General features: G+C 40.9%; 19 protein-coding genes. All 19 read left to right on the forward strand.

The genetic code is table 11. The features are described 5' to 3' along the window. Positions 1-13 precede the first annotated feature (13 nt). The 19 genes from BC659_RS10555 (at position 14) to BC659_RS10645 (ending at position 18,333) form a co-directional block, all read left to right on the forward strand. A complete protein-coding gene (locus BC659_RS10555; protein WP_133474721.1) occupies positions 14-1,753 on the forward strand; it encodes a tetratricopeptide repeat protein in 1,740 nt (579 codons plus the stop codon). 101 nt (positions 1,754-1,854) lie between these two features. Further along, complete coding sequence (locus BC659_RS10560) at positions 1,855-2,256, forward strand: NADH-quinone oxidoreductase subunit A (RefSeq protein WP_133474722.1); 402 nt, start codon at positions 1,855-1,857, stop codon at positions 2,254-2,256. A gap of 90 nt (positions 2,257-2,346) precedes the next feature. Next, entirely contained in the window at positions 2,347-2,937 is a 591-nt protein-coding gene (locus tag BC659_RS10565) for an NADH-quinone oxidoreductase subunit B (RefSeq protein WP_133474723.1), read from the forward strand. Positions 2,938-2,985: 48 nt separating this feature from the next. Beyond that, the gene (locus BC659_RS10570) at positions 2,986-3,492 is read left to right on the forward strand and encodes an NADH-quinone oxidoreductase subunit C (protein WP_133474724.1); all 507 of its coding nucleotides are present in this window, start codon (positions 2,986-2,988) and stop codon (positions 3,490-3,492) included. A gap of 111 nt (positions 3,493-3,603) precedes the next feature. Further along, positions 3,604-4,836: an NADH-quinone oxidoreductase subunit D gene (locus tag BC659_RS10575; protein WP_133474725.1), complete on the forward strand. Its 1,233-nt coding sequence runs from the start codon at positions 3,604-3,606 to the stop codon at positions 4,834-4,836. 99 nt (positions 4,837-4,935) lie between these two features. Then, complete coding sequence (locus tag BC659_RS10580) at positions 4,936-5,436, forward strand: NADH-quinone oxidoreductase subunit NuoE family protein (RefSeq protein ID WP_133474726.1); 501 nt, start codon at positions 4,936-4,938, stop codon at positions 5,434-5,436. Positions 5,437-5,441: 5 nt separating this feature from the next. Continuing rightward, positions 5,442-5,921, forward strand: a complete 480-nt coding sequence (locus tag BC659_RS10585; protein WP_133474727.1) for a copper resistance protein NlpE — start codon at positions 5,442-5,444, stop codon at positions 5,919-5,921. After that, a complete protein-coding gene (locus BC659_RS10590) occupies positions 5,921-6,352 on the forward strand; it encodes a nuclear transport factor 2 family protein (RefSeq protein WP_133474728.1) in 432 nt (143 codons plus the stop codon). The genes BC659_RS10585 and BC659_RS10590 overlap by 1 nt, the downstream gene beginning before the upstream one ends. Before the next feature lie 41 nt (positions 6,353-6,393). Continuing rightward, positions 6,394-7,749 carry an NADH-quinone oxidoreductase subunit NuoF gene (nuoF, locus tag BC659_RS10595; protein ID WP_133474729.1) on the forward strand — a complete coding sequence of 452 codons (1,356 nt, stop codon included), beginning with the start codon at positions 6,394-6,396 and terminating at the stop codon, positions 7,747-7,749. A 29-nt stretch (positions 7,750-7,778) separates the two neighbouring features. Then, a complete protein-coding gene (locus tag BC659_RS10600; RefSeq protein ID WP_162847408.1) occupies positions 7,779-8,162 on the forward strand; it encodes a four helix bundle protein in 384 nt (127 codons plus the stop codon). Positions 8,163-8,214: 52 nt separating this feature from the next. Continuing rightward, positions 8,215-9,333 carry an NADH-quinone oxidoreductase subunit G gene (locus BC659_RS10605; protein WP_133474731.1) on the forward strand — a complete coding sequence of 373 codons (1,119 nt, stop codon included), beginning with the start codon at positions 8,215-8,217 and terminating at the stop codon, positions 9,331-9,333. Between the two features lie 12 nt (positions 9,334-9,345). Then, positions 9,346-10,398, forward strand: a complete 1,053-nt coding sequence (nuoH, locus tag BC659_RS10610) for an NADH-quinone oxidoreductase subunit NuoH (protein ID WP_133474732.1) — start codon at positions 9,346-9,348, stop codon at positions 10,396-10,398. 142 nt (positions 10,399-10,540) lie between these two features. Beyond that, entirely contained in the window at positions 10,541-11,074 is a 534-nt protein-coding gene (gene nuoI / locus BC659_RS10615; protein ID WP_133474733.1) for an NADH-quinone oxidoreductase subunit NuoI, read from the forward strand. A 61-nt stretch (positions 11,075-11,135) separates the two neighbouring features. Then, the gene (locus tag BC659_RS10620) at positions 11,136-11,639 is read left to right on the forward strand and encodes an NADH-quinone oxidoreductase subunit J family protein (protein WP_133474734.1); all 504 of its coding nucleotides are present in this window, start codon (positions 11,136-11,138) and stop codon (positions 11,637-11,639) included. Positions 11,640-11,718: 79 nt separating this feature from the next. After that, entirely contained in the window at positions 11,719-12,054 is a 336-nt protein-coding gene (gene nuoK, locus BC659_RS10625) for an NADH-quinone oxidoreductase subunit NuoK (RefSeq protein WP_133474735.1), read from the forward strand. Between the two features lie 77 nt (positions 12,055-12,131). Then, positions 12,132-14,054 (forward strand): NADH-quinone oxidoreductase subunit L, encoded by a 1,923-nt coding sequence (gene nuoL / locus BC659_RS10630; RefSeq protein ID WP_133474736.1) that lies wholly within the window; start codon positions 12,132-12,134, stop codon positions 14,052-14,054. Between the two features lie 25 nt (positions 14,055-14,079). Continuing rightward, a complete protein-coding gene (locus BC659_RS10635; RefSeq protein WP_133474737.1) occupies positions 14,080-15,513 on the forward strand; it encodes a complex I subunit 4 family protein in 1,434 nt (477 codons plus the stop codon). 78 nt (positions 15,514-15,591) lie between these two features. Beyond that, positions 15,592-16,977 carry an NADH-quinone oxidoreductase subunit N gene (locus tag BC659_RS10640; protein ID WP_133474738.1) on the forward strand — a complete coding sequence of 462 codons (1,386 nt, stop codon included), beginning with the start codon at positions 15,592-15,594 and terminating at the stop codon, positions 16,975-16,977. Between the two features lie 75 nt (positions 16,978-17,052). Beyond that, entirely contained in the window at positions 17,053-18,333 is a 1,281-nt protein-coding gene (locus BC659_RS10645) for an ABC transporter permease (RefSeq protein ID WP_246027123.1), read from the forward strand. Positions 18,334-18,356: the final 23 nt, after the last annotated feature.

An 18,356-nucleotide genomic window follows, 5' to 3' on the forward strand; every position in this document is an offset into this window, starting at 1 on the left:
TAAAAACCGACAAATGAAGAAGACCGTTTCTTTGATCGTGACAGCCTTGCTTGCTGTACAGTGTTTGATGGCGCAGGTGGCTGAGGGAATCAAGTTCCTCAACTACGAGAAGTATAAAAGTGCCCGTGAAACTTTGAAAAAGGCGTATGATGCCAATCCGAAAGATCCTCAGACGATCTATTGGTACGGTCAGTCGCTGATTGCTGCCGAAGCCGGTGAACTTACCAAGGCTATGCTAGCTTCAGCAAAAGAGGTTTACCAAAAAGGGTTGCAGGAAATTGGCAGCGATGCATGGTTATTGGTGGGTATGGGCCATCTGGAAATACTGGAAGGTGGAGATATCAATTCTGCCAAGCAGAAATTTGAACAGGCTGTTACTGCCACAACAGAAACGAAGGGCCGTAACAAAGGGAAAGGCAATCCTGGTATCTTAAATGCCATTGGTCGCGCCAATGCGGATGGTGGCAGTAAACTGGGTGATCCAAGTTATGGTATCGAAAAACTGAAACAGGCTGCCGCATTGGATTTAACCAATCCTGATATCTATGTAAACATGGGTATCAGCTATCTGAAACTGGGTGGTGAAAATGGAGGGGAAGCAGTAAAAGCTTATCAGGAAGCCATTGCACGTGATCCCAAGAATGCGAAAGCAATGTATCGTATCGGTAGGATTTACCAGAGCCAGAATAATAAAGAGTTGTTTGATCAGTTTTATGGCAATGCCATAGCAGCTGATCCTACCTATCCTCCTGTATACTATACATTATACAATTATTATGCAGATAAGGATGTACCGAAGGCAAAAGAGTACCTTGATAAATATGTAGCCAATGCAGACAAGGATCCTAATACTGATTTGTTCGTAGCAGACTATTTATTCCGCGCGGGTAAGTACAGTGAGAGTCTGGAGAAAGTAAAGCAGATTGAAACAGAAGTAGGTGGTATCGATAAAATGCCAAAGCTCTATGGAATTTATGCTTATAACTACGATAGAACCAATGATTCAGTAAAGGCAAAAGAAGCCATTGAAAAATTCTTTGCTACAGCTGATGCAGCTTCTGTTACACCAGAGTATTATGGATTGGCCATTAAAATATACTCACGTTTTCCAGGTAGTGAAGACGTAGCTGCTGGATTTATTGAAAAGGCAATGCAAGTAGATACATTAGCTGCCAGCAGGATTAATTATGCCAAGATGGCTTCTGACATGTACGCAAAAGCAAAAAATCCACAAAAACAGCTGATTTGGCTCAAAAAAGGTGCAAGTTTTAAGAAAGAAATGGGTATTACAGACTATTTCTATATCGCTGATGCATCTATAAAAGCTGGTGAGTTAGAGGAAGCATTGCGTTTAAGTAACGAAATGATTCAAAAATTCCCTGATCAGATATATGGCTACAGATTCGCTGTTCAATCAGCTGTAGCAATTGATGCTGATACAACAAAGGGTACTGCTGTACCAGCCATTATGCAGTATATTGACTTTCTGAAAAAGGATCCAGCTAAGAATCAACGTATTTTACCCTACCAGTTTTACTATCTGGCATCTTATTACCATGATAAAGCCAAAGATTTTCCTAAAACTCTTGAAGTGTTAAATACGCTTTTATCAATATATCCTGAAGATAAATATGGTTTACAAGTGAAACCTATTGTTGAAAAGGAGATAGCTGCAGCGCAAAAACAGCAAGGATCGGGCGGAAAAACGACAGGAAATGCTACATCCACCTCAGGCACTTCCGGAAACCGATAATCGACTGTAAAAATATTTCGGTAAAACTCCTCCAATATTGGGGGAGTTTTTCTTTTTATATGCTTCACAGGCTTATTTTTGCGGGACATTAATGTTTTAACATGAACTGGCCTATTTTTTTGTTAGACGCTTCAGCTACCAGTACTGCCTATGGTTACCTTCCCATTGGCTTACAATTGATCTTTGCTGCCGGTTTTGTGGCCACTATGATCGCCGTATCGCAGTGGCTGGGTCCAAAAAGAAAAACTTCAGATAAGCTGGAAACCTTTGCCAGTGGTATCGAAAGTCATGGCGATGCCCGCCAGCCAATGGCTATCAAATATTTTCTGGTAGCTATTCTCTTTGTTTTATTCGATGTGGAAGTAATTTTCTTCTATCCGTACGCTGTTAATTTCAGGGAGCTGGGATGGCAGGGTTTCTGGGCAGTTTTGATGTTTGTGTCTTTTTTCCTGACAGGATTTGTATACATCATCAAAAAAGGTGCCCTGAAGTGGGAAGACTAATGATACCGTGGATGCAAATTCACGGAAGTTTATTCAACAAGAAAAAGATTAAATGGTTATACAGATAACCATTTACACAATAAAACGAATATGGCACGTCCAGTCAGATTTAATATTAACCCCATACCAGCTAATACAGCCGATGCTATTTCAACCGTAAAAGCGCCGGATGGCTTCTCCGGGGAAGGTTTTTTTACCACCCAATTGAGTAGTGTTGTGGGCCTGGCCCGTAAAAACTCTATCTGGCCCTTACCCTTTGCAACATCCTGCTGCGGTATTGAGTTCATGGCAACCATGGGGTCGCATTATGATCTTGCCCGTTTCGGATCGGAACGCGTAGGGTTTTCTCCCCGCCAGTGTGACCTGCTGATGGTAATGGGTACCATCGCCAAAAAAATGGGCCCGGTTCTGCGCCAGGTTTACCTCCAGATGGCTGAGCCACGATGGGTAATTGCCGTGGGAGCCTGTGCATCCAGCGGTGGTATTTTCGATACTTACAGTGTATTGCAGGGCATCGATCAGGTAATTCCTGTAGATGTATATGTGCCGGGATGTCCGCCAAGACCAGAAGCCATATTGGATGGTTTTATGAAAATTCAGGACCTGGTAGGTCAGGAAAGCATCCGTAGAAGAAACAGCGAGCATTATAAAGCACTTTTGAATAGCTACGGCATTCAGTAAGATTGTCTATAGATCATGGTGGAAGCACCATGAACAAAATAAAAGATAATGGCCTTAACCAACGAATACATACAACAAAAGCTGAAGGAAAAATTCGGTGACCTGGTGTACAACTTTGAGGAATCCTTTGGAATGCTGAGCTTTGAGGCGCCCAAGGATCAGAACCTGAAAATATTACAGTTTCTGTACGATGAAGATTCACTCCAGTTTCGTTTTCTGACCGACCTCTGCGCCGTAAACTATCCGGATGATGCCGGAAGAGAACTGGCAGTGGTGTATCATTTGCATAATCTTACTGAGAATATTAGGATCCGTTTTAAAGTATTTACAGCTGTAGCCAATCCGGATGTATTTACGGCTTCACAACTTTTTTCCAGTGCCAACTGGATGGAGCGTGAAACCTATGATTTCTATGGTGTAAACTTCGTGGGGCATCCCAACCTGAAACGAATTCTGAATGTAGACGAGATGGATTATTTCCCATTAAGAAAGGAATATCCACTGGAAGATCAGACAAGGATTGATAAGGATGATGAAATGTTTGGAAGAGGATAATTAGTGAATGGTGAATGGTCAATGGTGAATGATGCAATATTCACCATTAACCATTCACTACTCACTCACAATACGAATTATTTAGCCGAAAGGTTGATCAACATAGTAACCATGTTAGCGCAACAACAACATAATATCAAATTACCGGAAGGTTCCATTGAGAAAGAGACGACTACACTAAACGTGGGTCCAACACACCCGGCTACACATGGGGTGTTCCAGAATATTATGGAACTGGATGGTGAAAGAGTGGTGTCAACCGAACAAACGGTTGGTTATATACATCGTGCATTTGAAAAGCTGGCTGAACGCAGACCACTTTACCAGATTACACCGATCACTGACCGACTGAATTATTGCAGCAGCCCGATTAATAATATGGGATGGCATCTTACCTGTGAAAAATTATTGGGTGTAAGTACGCCGAAGAGGGTAGACTATCTCCGTGTAATTATCATGGAACTGGCCCGTATCTCCGATCACCTGATCTGTAATTCGATTGTGGGAGTTGATACAGGTGCTTATACGGGCTTCCTGTATGTAATGCAATACCGTGAATTAATCTATGAAATATATGAAGAAGTATGTGGGTCCCGCCTTACTACTAATATTGGGCGTATTGGCGGTTTTGAAAGGAATTTCACAAATACAGCGTTTACGAAACTCGAGAAATTCTTAAATGAATATCCGAAAGTGCTGAAAGAATTTGAAAATCTCTTCGCACGTAACCGCATTTTCATGGAACGTACACAGGGTACGGGTGGCATCAGTGCGGAAAGAGCATTGAACTACGGCTTTACTGGTCCTAACCTGCGTGCAGCAGGTGTAGATTACGATGTAAGGGTCCATAGCCCATACAGCAGTTATCAGGATTTTAACTTCACCGTTCCGGTAGGTACTACCGGCGATAACTACGACCGTTTCCTGGTTCGTAATGCAGAAATGTGGCAAAGTCTGAGTATTATAGAACAGGCATACCAGAAGATACAGGAATTTAAAGGAGCAGATGCGGAAGTGTATCATGCAGATGTTCCTGAATATTACCTGCCAAAGAAAGAAGATGTGTACACCAAGATGGAAGCACTTATCTGGCATTTTAAAATCATTATGGGTGAAATTGATATGCCAAAAGGAGAAGTGTACCACGCTGTAGAAGGAGGAAACGGTGAATTAGGCTTTTACCTGATTAGTGACGGTGGAAGAACGCCATTCCGCCTGCATTTCAGAAGGCCTTGTTTTATTTATTATCAGGCTTATCCTGAACTGATACAGGGAGGTATGCTGAGTGATGCAATTGTAACAATGAGTAGCTTAAACCTCATCGCAGGAGAGCTGGACGCTTAATAATTTGAAAATTTGGAAATTTGAAAATGTGCTAATAAAAACTACACTTCCAAATTTCCAAACTTCCATCCCGCTCTAAGCGGGACCAAATTGATTTGTATGGTAAGATTTTCAGAAGAACAGATGACCGAGTTTAAAAGACTGGTAGCCCGCTATCCGGAAGGAAAGCAGAAGAGTGCTTTGTTACCGGTATTACACCTGGCACAGGATAGTTTTGGAGGATGGTTAAGCTCGGAAACAATGGATTATGTAGCAGAGCTGTTGCAGATTACACCCATTGAAGTGTATGAAGTGGCAACATTCTATAGCATGTATAACCTCAAGCCAGTAGGTAAATACATGTTTGAGGTTTGTCAGACAGGTCCATGTATGCTGAAAGGCAGTGATGATATTATTGCATATATCGGTGAGAAACTGGGCATTAAACCCGGCGAAACAACACAGGATGGTATGTTTACCCTGAAAACTGTGGAATGTCTGGGAGCCTGTGGTTATGCACCGATGATGCAGTTGGGAAAACATTATCGCGAACACCTGACCAAAGAGAGCGTAGATGCTATTATCGATGAATGTAGAAAAACAGCAGTTAACCTGAATTAAGTAGTATGAGATCATCGGCTATCTATACCATAATCAGTTTGTTGCTGGTAACCGCCTGTGAAAATACGGCTGTAACAGGTACAACAACTATTCAGGTAACGGATACTGTTTTAGAAGATGCATCGATTGATACAGTTCAAAATGGCGGTATGTCTGTAGGTGCCACAGCAAAAAATTCTTTGGATGTGGTAGGAAAGTATAAAGGCATTTTACCCTGTGCTGATTGTGAAGGAATTGAAACCAATATTGAATTGAAATCAGACAGTACGTATAGCAGAGAGATGAAATACCTGGGTAAAAAAGACAATCTTTTTACGGCCAGCGGTAAGTGGACCTGGGTAAGTGAGTTTGTGATTAGCCTGGGCAGCATCAAAGAAGGACCGAACAGGTATTTTGTAGCAGAAGGTAAATTGTTGCAATTGGATATGAGTGGCAAAAAAATCAGTGGACCACTGGCTGACAAATATGAACTGAAAAAACAATAATGAAAAGAGGGCTGCTCATATTGTTCACCTTATTTTCTTTAACAGCTATTGCACAAGGCAAGGCTGAGCAGAAAATTTTACAGCAGCTCAAAGCTTTGAACGGAGCCATTTTTGTTAACAGAGATAGTATTGTTTTGGCCGGACTGGTGGACGAAAAAGTGACTTACGGGCATTCAAGCGGAAAAATTGAGAACAAAGCTGAGATGGTACACAATGCCATGGTAAGCCCAACAACTTATAAGGATTTTGGAATGAGTGAAGTGTCGATACATATAGAAGGTAAAACGGCTATTGTTCGACATGTATTAAAGGCAAAGTCATTTGATGCAGCGGGCAAGGAAGGTGTGCTGCACCTGAATGTGTTGCAGACATGGATAAAGAAAAATAAACAATGGATGCTGGTAGCCAGACAGGCTGTTAAGTTATCCTGATAAGTGATATCAAATACAAAACTCCTGAAAGGGAAAGGTATATGAGTAAAAAACTATTGTTAGAGAAGGCGCACGTGGAAGGGATACGCTATTTCGATGTATATCGTCGGGAGGGTGGATATCGTAGTGTGGAGAAGGCACTGAAAGAAATGAGTCCCGAAGCGATTGTTGAAGAAGTTAAGAAAAGTGGTTTGCGTGGTCGTGGTGGTGCCGGTTTCCCTGCCGGCATGAAATGGAGCTTTATTGCCAAACCTGAAGGTGTGCCCCGTCACCTGGTATGTAATGCCGATGAAAGTGAGCCAGGTACATTTAAAGACAGGTACCTTATGGAATTTATTCCGCACCTGTTAATTGAAGGATTGATTGTTTCTTCTTTTGCATTGGGTAGTAACGATACCTATATCTATATCCGTGGAGAATATGCATGGATCGTTAATATTTTAGAGCAGGCTATCAATGAAGCGAAAAACAATGGCTTTCTTGGTAAGAATATTTTAGGTACAGGTTTCGATTGCAATATTCATGTGCAAAGAGGTGCTGGCGCCTATATCTGTGGTGAAGAAACTGCATTGATCGAATCATTGGAAGGTAAACGAGGCAACCCCAGAATTAAACCACCCTTCCCTGCGGTAAAAGGTGTTTGGGACAGGCCCACTGTAGTAAACAATGTAGAAACACTGGCAGCAGTGGTTCCCATCATTAATATGGGTGGCGATGAATATGCTAAAATAGGTGTAGGCCGTTCAACCGGTACCAAACTGATTAGTGCCTGCGGTAATATTAATAAGCCGGGTGTATATGAAATTGATATGACCATTTCTGTAGAAGAGTTTATTTACAGTGATGAATATTGTGGAGGAATAGCCAATGGCAAAAAACTAAAAGCCTGTATTCCTGGCGGATCATCCGTACCCATTTTACCTGCCAATCTGTTATTAAAAACAGCCAAAGGTGAAACACGCTATATGAACTATGAGAGTCTTGCCGATGGTGGTTTTGCAACAGGTTCGATGATGGGTTCAGGTGGATTTATTGTATTGGATGAGGACCAGTGTGTGGTACGTCATACTTTATCATTGGCCCGCTTCTATCGTCATGAAAGTTGCGGACAGTGTTCACCTTGTCGGGAAGGCACAGGTTGGATGGAAAAGATCCTGAAGAATATTGAATATGGAAAGGGTAAGATGAGTGATATTGATTTGTTATGGGATATCCAGCGAAAGATAGAAGGTAATACGATTTGTCCGTTGGGTGACGCCGCTGCATGGCCAGTAGCTGCGGCTATACGTCATTTCAGAGATGAGTTTGAATGGCACGTGCTGAATCCGGAAGAGTCACAAAAAAGAAATTATGGTCTGGCTCATTATGCAGATCCTATTCATGTTCCGGTTGGATAAATCAAAATTCAAAAGTAAAAATTCAAAATATGGAACTTGAATTTGATGCTTTTGAAGTTACTGAGGGAGAAAAACCTTACAATATCAGACATAGATGCTATTTCTTTTCAAAGGAAATCATCTTCTTTGTAAGAGATTGTAAGTACGATAAGGTTTATAGCTCTTTGTTCGATCAGTTAGTGAGAAGTGGAACTTCCATTGGAGCAAATTTGGTAGAAGGTAAAGCCGGAAGTTCAAAGAAAGATTGGAAAAGATATTTCGACATTGCATTGAAATCGGCAAACGAAACAAAATACTGGTTGTGTCTGATAAGAGACACGATTGAAGTATCGAAACCGAAAGTAAATGAACTGATCAAAGAAGCAGATGAAATATCAAAAATCATCGCTTCAATAATTATTAACGCCAAATAGTTAAAGACCAAATTATTTTTGGCTTTTGACTTTTGATTTTTGAATTAATGCTATGTCTGAACAACAATTGTTTAAAGTAACAATCGACAACATCACGATTGAAGTGCCGGCGGGAACGACCATTCTCAATGCTGCGCGTAAGATCGGTGGCGATGTGGCACCTCCTGCCATGTGCTATTACAGCAAGCTGGAAGGAAGTGGTGGTAAATGCCGTACCTGTCTTGTGGAAGTAAGCAAAGGTTCTGAAAAAGATCCACGCCCCATGCCTAAACTGGTGGCGTCCTGTCGTACTACCGTGATGGATGGTATGGAAGTGAAAAACATAACCAGCGAAAAAGTAATTGATGCAAGGGCTGGCGTGGTAGAATTTTTACTGTTGAATCATCCGTTGGATTGTCCGATCTGTGATCAGGCAGGAGAATGTCATTTACAGGATCTGAGTTATGAGCATGGCAAAGAGGGTACCCGTTATGAGTTCCAGCGCAGAACATTTAAGAAACACGATCTGGGTCCATATATACAATTGCACATGACCCGTTGTATTCTCTGTTACCGTTGTGTATTCACTGCCGATCAGTTAACAAAGAAAAGAGAACACGGTGTATTAGATCGCGGTGATCATGCTGAGATTGCAACCTTTATTGAAAAGAGCCTGGACAATGATTTTATTGGTAATGTGATTGATGTTTGTCCGGTAGGGGCATTAACCGACAAAACCTTCCGTTTTAAAAACAGGGTATGGTTTCTGAAACCGGTAGATGCACACCGTGATTGTCCAACCTGTAGCGGAAAAGTTACCTTATGGAACAGAGGTGATGAGGTTTTCAGGGTTACCGCAAGAAAAGATGAATGGGGTGAGGTAGAAAATACAGAAGATGGCAAACCCGGATGGATCTGTAATACCTGCCGGTTTGAGAAAAAGAAAACCAGTGACTGGGTAATTGAAGGTCCAAGAATGATCAACAGGCATTCTGTGATTTCACAAGGCCACTATGCCGGTAAAATAGGTATGCATAAGCCAACAGAAACTTTTGAAGCGGTAAATGATGGCAGAAAACCTCAGTTACTGATGGATATTCATTCTGTTAGTGAAGTAAATAAACCAGAAGTGCAGCTGAGCCTGATAGATGGTCCTGCTCACTCACAGGTATTTAATCAGAACAAAGACTAATCGCATTTTATAATGACACTACTTGCTTTTGATTGGGCTTTATTGATAGAAAAACTCGTACTGATTGCAGTTATTGTTTTCGGTAGTCTGGGTATTGCCCTGTATACAACTTTTGCTGAAAGAAAGGTAGCGGCCGTATTGCAGGATCGCCCTGGACCTAACCGTGCCGGTCCTTTTGGATTGTTACAGCCTTTTGCTGACGGTCTGAAACTGATGATGAAGGAGGAAATCATTCCCAATACTTCCAATAAAGTATTGTTCATTCTGGGGCCGGGCCTCGCCATGACAGCGGCACTGATGACCTGTGCCGTAATACCCTGGAGCAGTCATGTAGAACTATTCGACAGAAAAATAGAATTACAGATTGCGGATATCAATATCGGTATCCTCTATGTATTTGGTGTAGTGAGTATGGGGGTTTATGGGATCATGATTGGTGGATGGGCATCCAATAATAAATTCTCGCTGATGGCCGCATTGCGTGGCGCATCACAGGCCATTAGTTATGAACTGGCGATGGGTCTTGCATTGATCGCTGTTTTGATGTTATCCGGTTCATTAAGCCTTAAAGCTATTGTAGGAGAACAGATGGCTGATGGTAATTACTGGAATATTGTTTACCAGCCATTAGGATTTCTGATCTTCTTTGTATGTGCGCTTGCAGAATGTAACAGAACTCCGTTCGATTTACCTGAAGCAGAGAATGAGCTGAACTTTGGTTACCATCAGGAATATTCATCTATGAAACTGGGCTTTTATCTGTTCGCAGAATATGTAAATATGATTATGAGCAGTGCGGTAATGGCATGTTTATATTTTGGAGGGTATGATATTCCATTCCTTGATGAATCAACATTGGCTCCGAATGTGGCAGCATTATTAGGTATTGGTGCATTATTAACCAAGATTGTAATTTTTATATTCATATTCATGTGGATACGCTGGACTATACCGCGTTTCCGTTATGATCAATTAATGAACCTGGGCTGGAAAACAATGATTCCACTGGCACTGGCGAATATGCTGATTACAGGGGCTTTGATTTTGTGGAAGACCGGTGTTTAATGTGAGTTGTAATTGTGAATTGTTAATGAAGATTTAGAATATCTATTCGCCATTGACCATTCACCATTCACGAATAACACTTGGTCTTAATAAAGTAGAAAAATATTTTTGCAAACGAAAAAAACCCGTAAGGGTATAAGATATGCAGGCATTAACAAACAGGTCACAGGGAGTAAGCCGGAAGCCCATGAGTTTCATGGAGCGGCTATATATTCCTGCTATTCTGAAAGGTATGGCCATTACATTCAGCCATATATTCAAAAAGAAACCGACCATCCGTTATCCGGAACAAAAACGTCCATTCAGCCCTGTATTCAGAGGCTTGCATGTGTTAAATCGTGATGAGGAAGGACGTGAGCGTTGCACAGCCTGTGGTCTTTGTGCGGTGGCCTGTCCGGCTGAAGCCATTACCATGGAAGCCGCTGAGAGATTGCCCAATGAAGAGCATCTGTATCGCGAGGAGAAGTATGCAGCGAAGTATGAGATCAATATGCTGCGTTGCATTTTTTGTGGATTATGTGAGGAAGCTTGTCCGAAAGATGCTATATACCTGAGTGAAACATTTGCGCCAGCTAATTATACCAGAAAAGGATTTGTTTACGGAAAAGAAGAATTGTTGATACCCGATCCCAAAACGAATCCGGAAGGATACGCTGCAGCAAAAGGTTCGAAATAATGAATAATCGGTTACAGCGAGTTGATCTGTAACTTATGATGAAAGCCTAATTAAAACACCAATGAGTATAACTGAAATATTATTCTTTTTTCTTTCTGCACTTGCCATATTCAGTGCTATCATGGTGCTGGTGAGTCGTAATCCTGTTCATAGCGTACTGTGGCTGATTGCCGTATTCTTTGCCATTTCCGGTCATTATATATTATTGAATGCGCAATTTCTGGCCATTGTAAACCTTATCGTTTATGCTGGTGCCATTATGGTATTATTTCTCTTTGTAATCATGTTGATGAACCTGAATAAAGAATCAGAGCGAAATAAACATGTGTGGATGAAGTTGGCAGGTGCTGTATCGGGTGGCTGTTTTTTAATGGTACTCGTATCGCTTGTTCGTCAGGCAAAAGATTTCCAGGAAAAAACAGCATTGATGGGAACCGGTGATATCGGACTGATTAAAAACCTGGGTAAAGCATTGTTCAGTGATTTTGTGGTGCCCTTTGAAATCAGTAGCGTTTTGTTCCTGAGTGCAATGGTGGGTGCAGTGGTAATAGGAAAGAAAGAGTAACAGGCGAATAGCCTATGGCAAATAGGTTATAAAAATAAAATAATCACCGGCGATAAGCCATGAACTATAAGCTAAAAATATGCCGATACAATATTATATCTATCTGAGCCTTGCATTATTCAGCATTGGTATTATAGGAGTGTTAACACGCCGTAATGCTATTATTGTTTTTATGTGTATTGAATTAATGCTGAATGCAGTAAACTTATTACTGGTGGCTTTTTCAAAAATGCATCATGGTATAGCGCTTGCAACAGATCCGGCTACTACAGCCGGTATCGACGGACAATTATTTGTATTTTTTATTATGGTGGTTGCGGCTGCTGAAGTGAGTGTTGGATTGGCTATTATCGTTATGATGTACAGAAATGTACATTCAGTAGATATTAACTTTTTGAATCGTTTAAAAAACTAATTCCTGAAAAGGAATCATTGTTGATCCCATCTCAGAAATGAGATAAAAATGGTCCCGTCTCAGGCGGGATGAAGGCTATGAGTAAACTTGTTTATCTGGTACCACTTTTCCCTCTGATCGGTTTTCTGATCAATGGACTGGGGAGAAAAGCACTGTCAAAATCAATGATCAGTATCGTTGGTTGCGGAGTAATGCTTGCATCTTTTGTGGTGAGCTTATTGATATTCTTTGATGTTAAGGAACACGGGGCTACAGTAGTCAACCTGTTCTCATTTATTAAAGCGTATAGCTTCCAGATTCCTTTTGCGTTTCAGGTAGATCAGCTGTCATCATTGTTTCTCCTGATTATAACAGGAATCGGGTTTCTAATTCATCTGTATTCTGCTGCCTACATGCATGAAGAAGAAGAGCAGCATTTCGGAAGATATTTTGCTTATCTCAACCTGTTTGTGTTCTCCATGTTATTGCTTGTATTAGGTAGTAACTATGTTATCATGTTTATTGGCTGGGAAGGTGTTGGTTTGTGTTCTTATCTCTTGATTGGTTATTGGTTTAAAAATGACCAATATAACTATGCGGCCAAAAAAGCATTTGTAATGAACCGTATAGGTGATCTTGGTTTCCTGTTAGCTGTTTTCTGGCTTCTTTTCAAATTGGGTACAGTTTCTTATGGAGAAGTTTTTGCCAGCGTCGATAAGTTGTCTGCTTTTGATATTACAGCTATTACCTTGTTATTATTTGTGGGTGCAATGGGTAAGAGTGCTCAGTTACCACTCTACACATGGTTGCCCGATGCTATGGCGGGTCCAACACCCGTATCGGCTCTGATACACGCTGCGACCATGGTTACTGCGGGTATTTATATGATAGCCAGAAGTAATATTCTTTATACGCTGGCACCTGTTTCACAAACTGTGGTTTCCATCGTTGGTCTGGCAACGGCCATATTTGCCGCTACTATTGCATTAAAACAAAACGATATTAAAAAAGTATTGGCTTACTCAACGGTAAGTCAGTTAGGTTATATGTTTCTGGGTCTGGGTGTAGGTGCCTATACGGGAGCCGTGTTTCATGTAATGACACATGCTTTCTTTAAAGCCTTGTTGTTCCTGGGTGCTGGTTCTGTGATCCATGCCATGCATCATGAACAGGATATTCGCAAGATGGGTGGTCTCAAGAAGCATATGCCCATTACACATATCACTTTCCTGCTGGCTTGTCTGGCAATTGCGGGTATACCTCCTTTTTCCGGATTCTTCTCAAAAGATGAAATCTTAATGGCAGCCTATAATAGCAATCCTCTTTATTATTATGTAGGATTAGGTGGTGCATTGATGACTGCTTTCTATATGTTCCGTTTATATACCATGACTTTTCTGGGTTCGTTCAGAGGAACGCATGAGCAGGAACATCATCTGCACGAGAGCCCTTCGGCCATGACGATCCCATTGATTGTACTGGCAGTATTATCGGTTGTAGGAGGTTTTGTAGGTATTCCTGAAGTGTTTGCTACAGATGCACATAGTCTTGAACACTTCCTTGCACCAATTTTTGCAGAATCAACAAAATTGGCCCATGCGCATCACCTAACTCATACGCAGGAATATATTATGATGGGTGTGTCTACTGCACTTATCATCGGCATAATATTATTTGCTGTGTCGAAATTTAAAAAAGCTACCAGCGAAGAAACGCAAAGCAGCGGCATTTCGAAGCTGCTCGAAAACAAATGGTATGTAGATGAGATATATGATGCAATTATTGTAAAACCATTGCATGCTTTCTCAGGATTTCTGAAGAATATCATTGAAAAAAGCGGTATAGATGGAGCTGTGAATGGTGTAGGCAAACTGGTAGGTTACGGCTCAAGACAGTTAAGATTATTGCAAAGTGGGCAGGTCGGTAATTATTTGTTGATTATGGTGATGATCATGATTGTATTTGTATTAATCTGGTTCAATGACCTAAGCATAATGAATTTTCTGAAAAAAATATTTTAACCGCATTGCGCGATAAAGCATATTTATGATTCCAGTTTTTTTGATATTACTTCCTTTACTCACCGGCATAGTTGGGTTCTTTATTAAAGAGGCCAATGCTGCAAAAGGATGGGCATTATTATCTGCGGTCTTAACACTGGTAGTAGCCGTAGCTGGCATTTATTTTTATCCATCTGCACAGCAGTCATTCGATGCTGCATGGTTACCTGCATTGGGTAGCCGGTTTACCTTATCCATGGATGGGATGAGTAAAATGCTTGTATTGCTTACGGCTATCTCATTCCCACTCATTTTTCTGGCCACTTATAAAAACAATTATAAGAACACGGGTGCATTTTATGCATTGATGATGCTTACACAGGCAGGTCTTATGGGTGTATTTGTGGCGAATGACGCATTGTTGTTTTATTTCTTTTGGGAACTGGCCCTTATTCCCGTTTATTTCCTCTGCTCTTTATGGGGAGGTGAAAAAAGAATTGCTGCAACATTTAAATTCTTTATTTATACATTCATAGGCTCACTGATGATGCTGGCTGGAATTCTCTATGTTTATTTCCAAACAGCGGATCATTCATTTGCATGGCAGTCATTTTATTCAGTTCAAATGCCTCCTGCACAGCAGTCGCTGATTTTCTGGTTATTTTTTGTGGCATTTGCCATTAAAATGCCCATATTCCCCTTTCATACCTGGCAGCCGGATGCCTATGAACAATCGCCAACAGCTACAACAATGGTACTGAGTGGGGTAATGGTGAAGATGGGGATTTTTGCAGTCATCAAATGGTTACTGCCTTTCTTCCCTGCTGCTGCTGATAAATATGCACAGGTTATCATTATTCTGTCTGTAGTGGGTATGTTATATGCATCTCTCATTGCCATCAGACAAGACGATGTAAAAAGGCTGATTGCCTATTCATCTATCGCCCATATCGGCCTTATGAGTGCTACACTCTTCACGAATAGTAGAGTTGGTCTTGAAGGTGTGATGATACAAATGTTCAACCATGGTGTAAATGTAATTGGTCTGTGGATTGTAGCCGATGCCATCGAACAACAACTGGGTACGAGAAAATTCAGTGATTTAGGTGGACTGGCACAAAAGGCACCTGCACTGGCCATTATGTTGGTGGTGATGGCTTTTGCAAATATCGCATTGCCATTAACCAATGCCTTTATCGGAGAATTTCTGATGTTTAATGGCTTGTTCAGCTACAACATATGGATCGCTGCCATTGCGGGTATCAGCATTATTTTGGGTGCAGTTTATACCCTGAATATGGTACAGAAAATATTTTATGGTAATACTAATGCAGCAACAGAAAATGCTGTAGATATTTCAGGCAATATCAAACTGGCATTAGTGGTATTGGTAGTGATCATTATTGCACTTGGGGTATATCCTCAGCCAATGATGGATCTTACCAGGGATGCAGTTGGTGCTGCTATGGCTGGAAAATAAAGAGAACAATTATTTTGATTATTCACGAGTAAAAGTGGAAACGCTTTTACCCAAAATTCCCGCAGGGGATTTGGTTATATGAACGCAATTATATTATCAGCATTATTGGGTGTGGTTATGATGTTCAGTGGCATCGTAACAAATAATAAGTCTGTATTAAAATATATAGCAGCAGTAGGTCTGTTGTTATTAATCGCGGCAAACCTGCTCGATACCTATGCTTTATTCAAAATAAACATCAATACCCACGGGTTGCTGAGTTTTGAAAAATTCGGTTTGTATTTTAATACCCTGGCTTTTGGGGCCACTTTCATTTATGTATGTTTGAGTGGAAGAGATGTTGAAAATGCAGGTATTAATGTAGCTGAATATTTTGCGCTCATATTCTTTGTATTGTGTGGTGTAAGTATTTTATCAGGATTTAATGGTCTATTGATGTTATTTCTTGGTATTGAGATTTTATCTATCCCTCTATACATATTAACCGGAGCTGATAAACGTAACCTGAAAAGTAATGAAGCCTCGCTTAAATACTTTCTCATGGGGTCTTTTACTACAGGTATCATGTTAATGGGAATTGCACTGGTGTATGGTGCTACAGGATCTTTTGGGTTAGAAGCACCACCTGTTATACCAACAACAGGTGTCATTAATCCATCTTTTCTGCAGGTGGCAGGCTTGTTATTACTATTTGTAGCCATGGCATTTAAAGTATCTGCGGCCCCTTTTCATTTCTGGACACCAGATGTATACGACGGTGCGCCGAGTGTATTTACTTCCTTCATGGCTACCATCGTGAAAGCGGCAGGTTTTATCGCCTTTATCCGTCTGTTCCAGCATCAGTCAGTTGTATTAGGGCCATCATGGAAAATTATTTTATCTTTTGTTATCATTGCTACACTTCTTATTGGAAATATTACGGCTGTGTTTCAGCAAAGTGTGAAAAGGATGCTGGCCTATTCCAGTATAGCACAGGCAGGTTTTATGCTTTTTGCCCTGTTTGCAGGGAACGATTTATCAAGAGAAGGTATTATCCTCTACAGCGTAGCTTATAGTTTAGCAACAATTGGTATTTTTGCTGTGTTGATTAAAATGTCTGATTATACTTTTGACGGATTTAATGGCCTTGCCAAAAAACAACCTGTTTTGGCTTTTGCCACTACTATATTTCTGTTATCCCTTGCCGGTATTCCTTTAACCGCAGGTTTCTTTGCAAAATATTATATGCTGGCAGCTGTGGTAAAAGAAGGCGGTGCCCTGTGGCTGGTTATCATTGCACTTTTCTTTGCAGCTGTGAGCGTGTACTATTATTTCAAAGTAATACAGGCTATGTACTTTAAAGAGGGTGATGCTGAAACAGCTGAGGTGACCGGTGCTTTTAAAACCGGTCTCATTTTACTGGCTGCACTGGTTATTCTGGTAGGTATTTGGCCATCATCTGTGCTGAACTGGTTATATTTTTAACCGCTCTTCACTTTTTTCAGCATAGTCTGTACCTGAGAGGTTTTCTCCACTATCTTTATAGGAAGAAGTTCCTTTATGAAGGGCATGACCATTTTTGATTCATTCTCATTAGCATGGCGCACCGTTCGCAGTAATAAATTGCGTACCGGTATCACTGTGGCCATTATTGCATTTGGTATCATGGCACTAATAGGTATTATTACCGCTATAGAAGCTATGAATCAAAGCCTGAAAGAGAGTTTTTCGTCGATGGGAGCCAATGCTTTTAATATCCGTTTTAAAGATTCAAGGGTAAGGTTTGGCAATAATTCTGATCTCAAAAAAACCACACGCGGTAAGAAAGAAAAAAAATCAAATCTGGATAAACCCATTCAACGGGAAGAAGCCGAATATTTCAGGGATAATTTCCATTTTCCATCGGCATTGGTAAGTATCTACAGAAGAGGACCTGGTGGACAGGAGATAAATTACAGGGATAAAAAAACCAATCCGCAGATCGTTGTATGGGGTGGTGATGAAAATTACCTGGCTGTTACCGGATATACTATTGAAGCAGGAAGAAACCTGAATGCACTGGATCAGCAGAGCGGAAGAAATGTATGTTTAATCGGCAGTAATGTTGCTAAAACACTATTTGGAAACAGCCCGGAAAAAAGTATTGATAAAATTATAAGAGTAGGAGGTTTGCCTTATCGGGTAATTGGTTTATTGAAAAGCAAAGGATCCAGCGCCATGCTTCGCCAGGATGATGTGGTGGTTACCACCTATACCAATATCAGACATTTTCAAAACGTTAGTAAATCATATCTGGTAGGTGTTATGGTTAGTAATGTGAATGAGCTTGAACCAGCTAGTGGTGTAGCTACATCTGTGTTTAGGTCTGTAAGAAAGCTTCAACCCATTGAGGAAGATAATTTTGTAATAGAGAAGAGCGATAAATTCGCTGAAATGTTTATTGGTTTTCTGAGTAGTATTACAGGATCAGCGGGTGCCATTGGTTTGATTACTTTGATTGGTGCTGCCATTGGTTTGATGAATATTATGCTGGTAGCCGTGAATGAGCGAACTAAAGAAGTAGGATTGATTAAGGCGATTGGAGGTAAAAGTAAAAATGTGCGTCAGCAGTTCTTATTTGAAAGTATGATCATCAGTATCCTTGGAGCCATTTTTGGCATTATCCTCGGCGTTTTGGTTGGAAACCTTTTCGGTCTGGTACTTAAAACAGGTTTTTTGGTGCCATGGGCCTGGGTAATAGCAGGAGTGGTTATCTGCTCTGTAGTAGGCTTGGTTGCCGGAATCTATCCTGCCATGAAAGCAGCAAGATTAAACCCAATCGTAGCTTTACGTTACGAATAAATAAAGATTCAATGCGTATCTTC

The sequence above is a fragment of the Sediminibacterium goheungense genome, assembly GCF_004361915.1.
GTDB classification, from domain to species: Bacteria; Bacteroidota; Bacteroidia; order Chitinophagales; family Chitinophagaceae; genus Sediminibacterium; species Sediminibacterium goheungense.

Bases quoted from the DNA above. Each gene is read 5' to 3' on its own strand.
- BC659_RS10555 (WP_133474721.1), top strand. From the start codon at position 14: ATGAAGAAGACCGTTTCTTTGATCGTGACAGCCTTGCTTGCTGTACAG.
- BC659_RS10560 (WP_133474722.1), top strand. From the start codon at position 1,855: ATGAACTGGCCTATTTTTTTGTTAGACGCTTCAGCTACCAGTACTGCC.
- BC659_RS10565 (WP_133474723.1), top strand. From the start codon at position 2,347: ATGGCACGTCCAGTCAGATTTAATATTAACCCCATACCAGCTAATACA.
- BC659_RS10570 (WP_133474724.1), top strand. From the start codon at position 2,986: ATGGCCTTAACCAACGAATACATACAACAAAAGCTGAAGGAAAAATTC.
- BC659_RS10575 (WP_133474725.1), top strand. From the start codon at position 3,604: ATGTTAGCGCAACAACAACATAATATCAAATTACCGGAAGGTTCCATT.
- BC659_RS10580 (WP_133474726.1), top strand. From the start codon at position 4,936: ATGGTAAGATTTTCAGAAGAACAGATGACCGAGTTTAAAAGACTGGTA.
- BC659_RS10585 (WP_133474727.1), top strand. From the start codon at position 5,442: ATGAGATCATCGGCTATCTATACCATAATCAGTTTGTTGCTGGTAACC.
- BC659_RS10590 (WP_133474728.1), top strand. From the start codon at position 5,921: ATGAAAAGAGGGCTGCTCATATTGTTCACCTTATTTTCTTTAACAGCT.
- nuoF (WP_133474729.1), top strand. From the start codon at position 6,394: ATGAGTAAAAAACTATTGTTAGAGAAGGCGCACGTGGAAGGGATACGC.
- BC659_RS10600 (WP_162847408.1), top strand. From the start codon at position 7,779: ATGGAACTTGAATTTGATGCTTTTGAAGTTACTGAGGGAGAAAAACCT.
- BC659_RS10605 (WP_133474731.1), top strand. From the start codon at position 8,215: ATGTCTGAACAACAATTGTTTAAAGTAACAATCGACAACATCACGATT.
- nuoH (WP_133474732.1), top strand. From the start codon at position 9,346: ATGACACTACTTGCTTTTGATTGGGCTTTATTGATAGAAAAACTCGTA.
- nuoI (WP_133474733.1), top strand. From the start codon at position 10,541: ATGCAGGCATTAACAAACAGGTCACAGGGAGTAAGCCGGAAGCCCATG.
- BC659_RS10620 (WP_133474734.1), top strand. From the start codon at position 11,136: ATGAGTATAACTGAAATATTATTCTTTTTTCTTTCTGCACTTGCCATA.
- nuoK (WP_133474735.1), top strand. From the start codon at position 11,719: ATGCCGATACAATATTATATCTATCTGAGCCTTGCATTATTCAGCATT.
- nuoL (WP_133474736.1), top strand. From the start codon at position 12,132: ATGAGTAAACTTGTTTATCTGGTACCACTTTTCCCTCTGATCGGTTTT.
- BC659_RS10635 (WP_133474737.1), top strand. From the start codon at position 14,080: ATGATTCCAGTTTTTTTGATATTACTTCCTTTACTCACCGGCATAGTT.
- BC659_RS10640 (WP_133474738.1), top strand. From the start codon at position 15,592: ATGAACGCAATTATATTATCAGCATTATTGGGTGTGGTTATGATGTTC.
- BC659_RS10645 (WP_246027123.1), top strand. From the start codon at position 17,053: ATGAAGGGCATGACCATTTTTGATTCATTCTCATTAGCATGGCGCACC.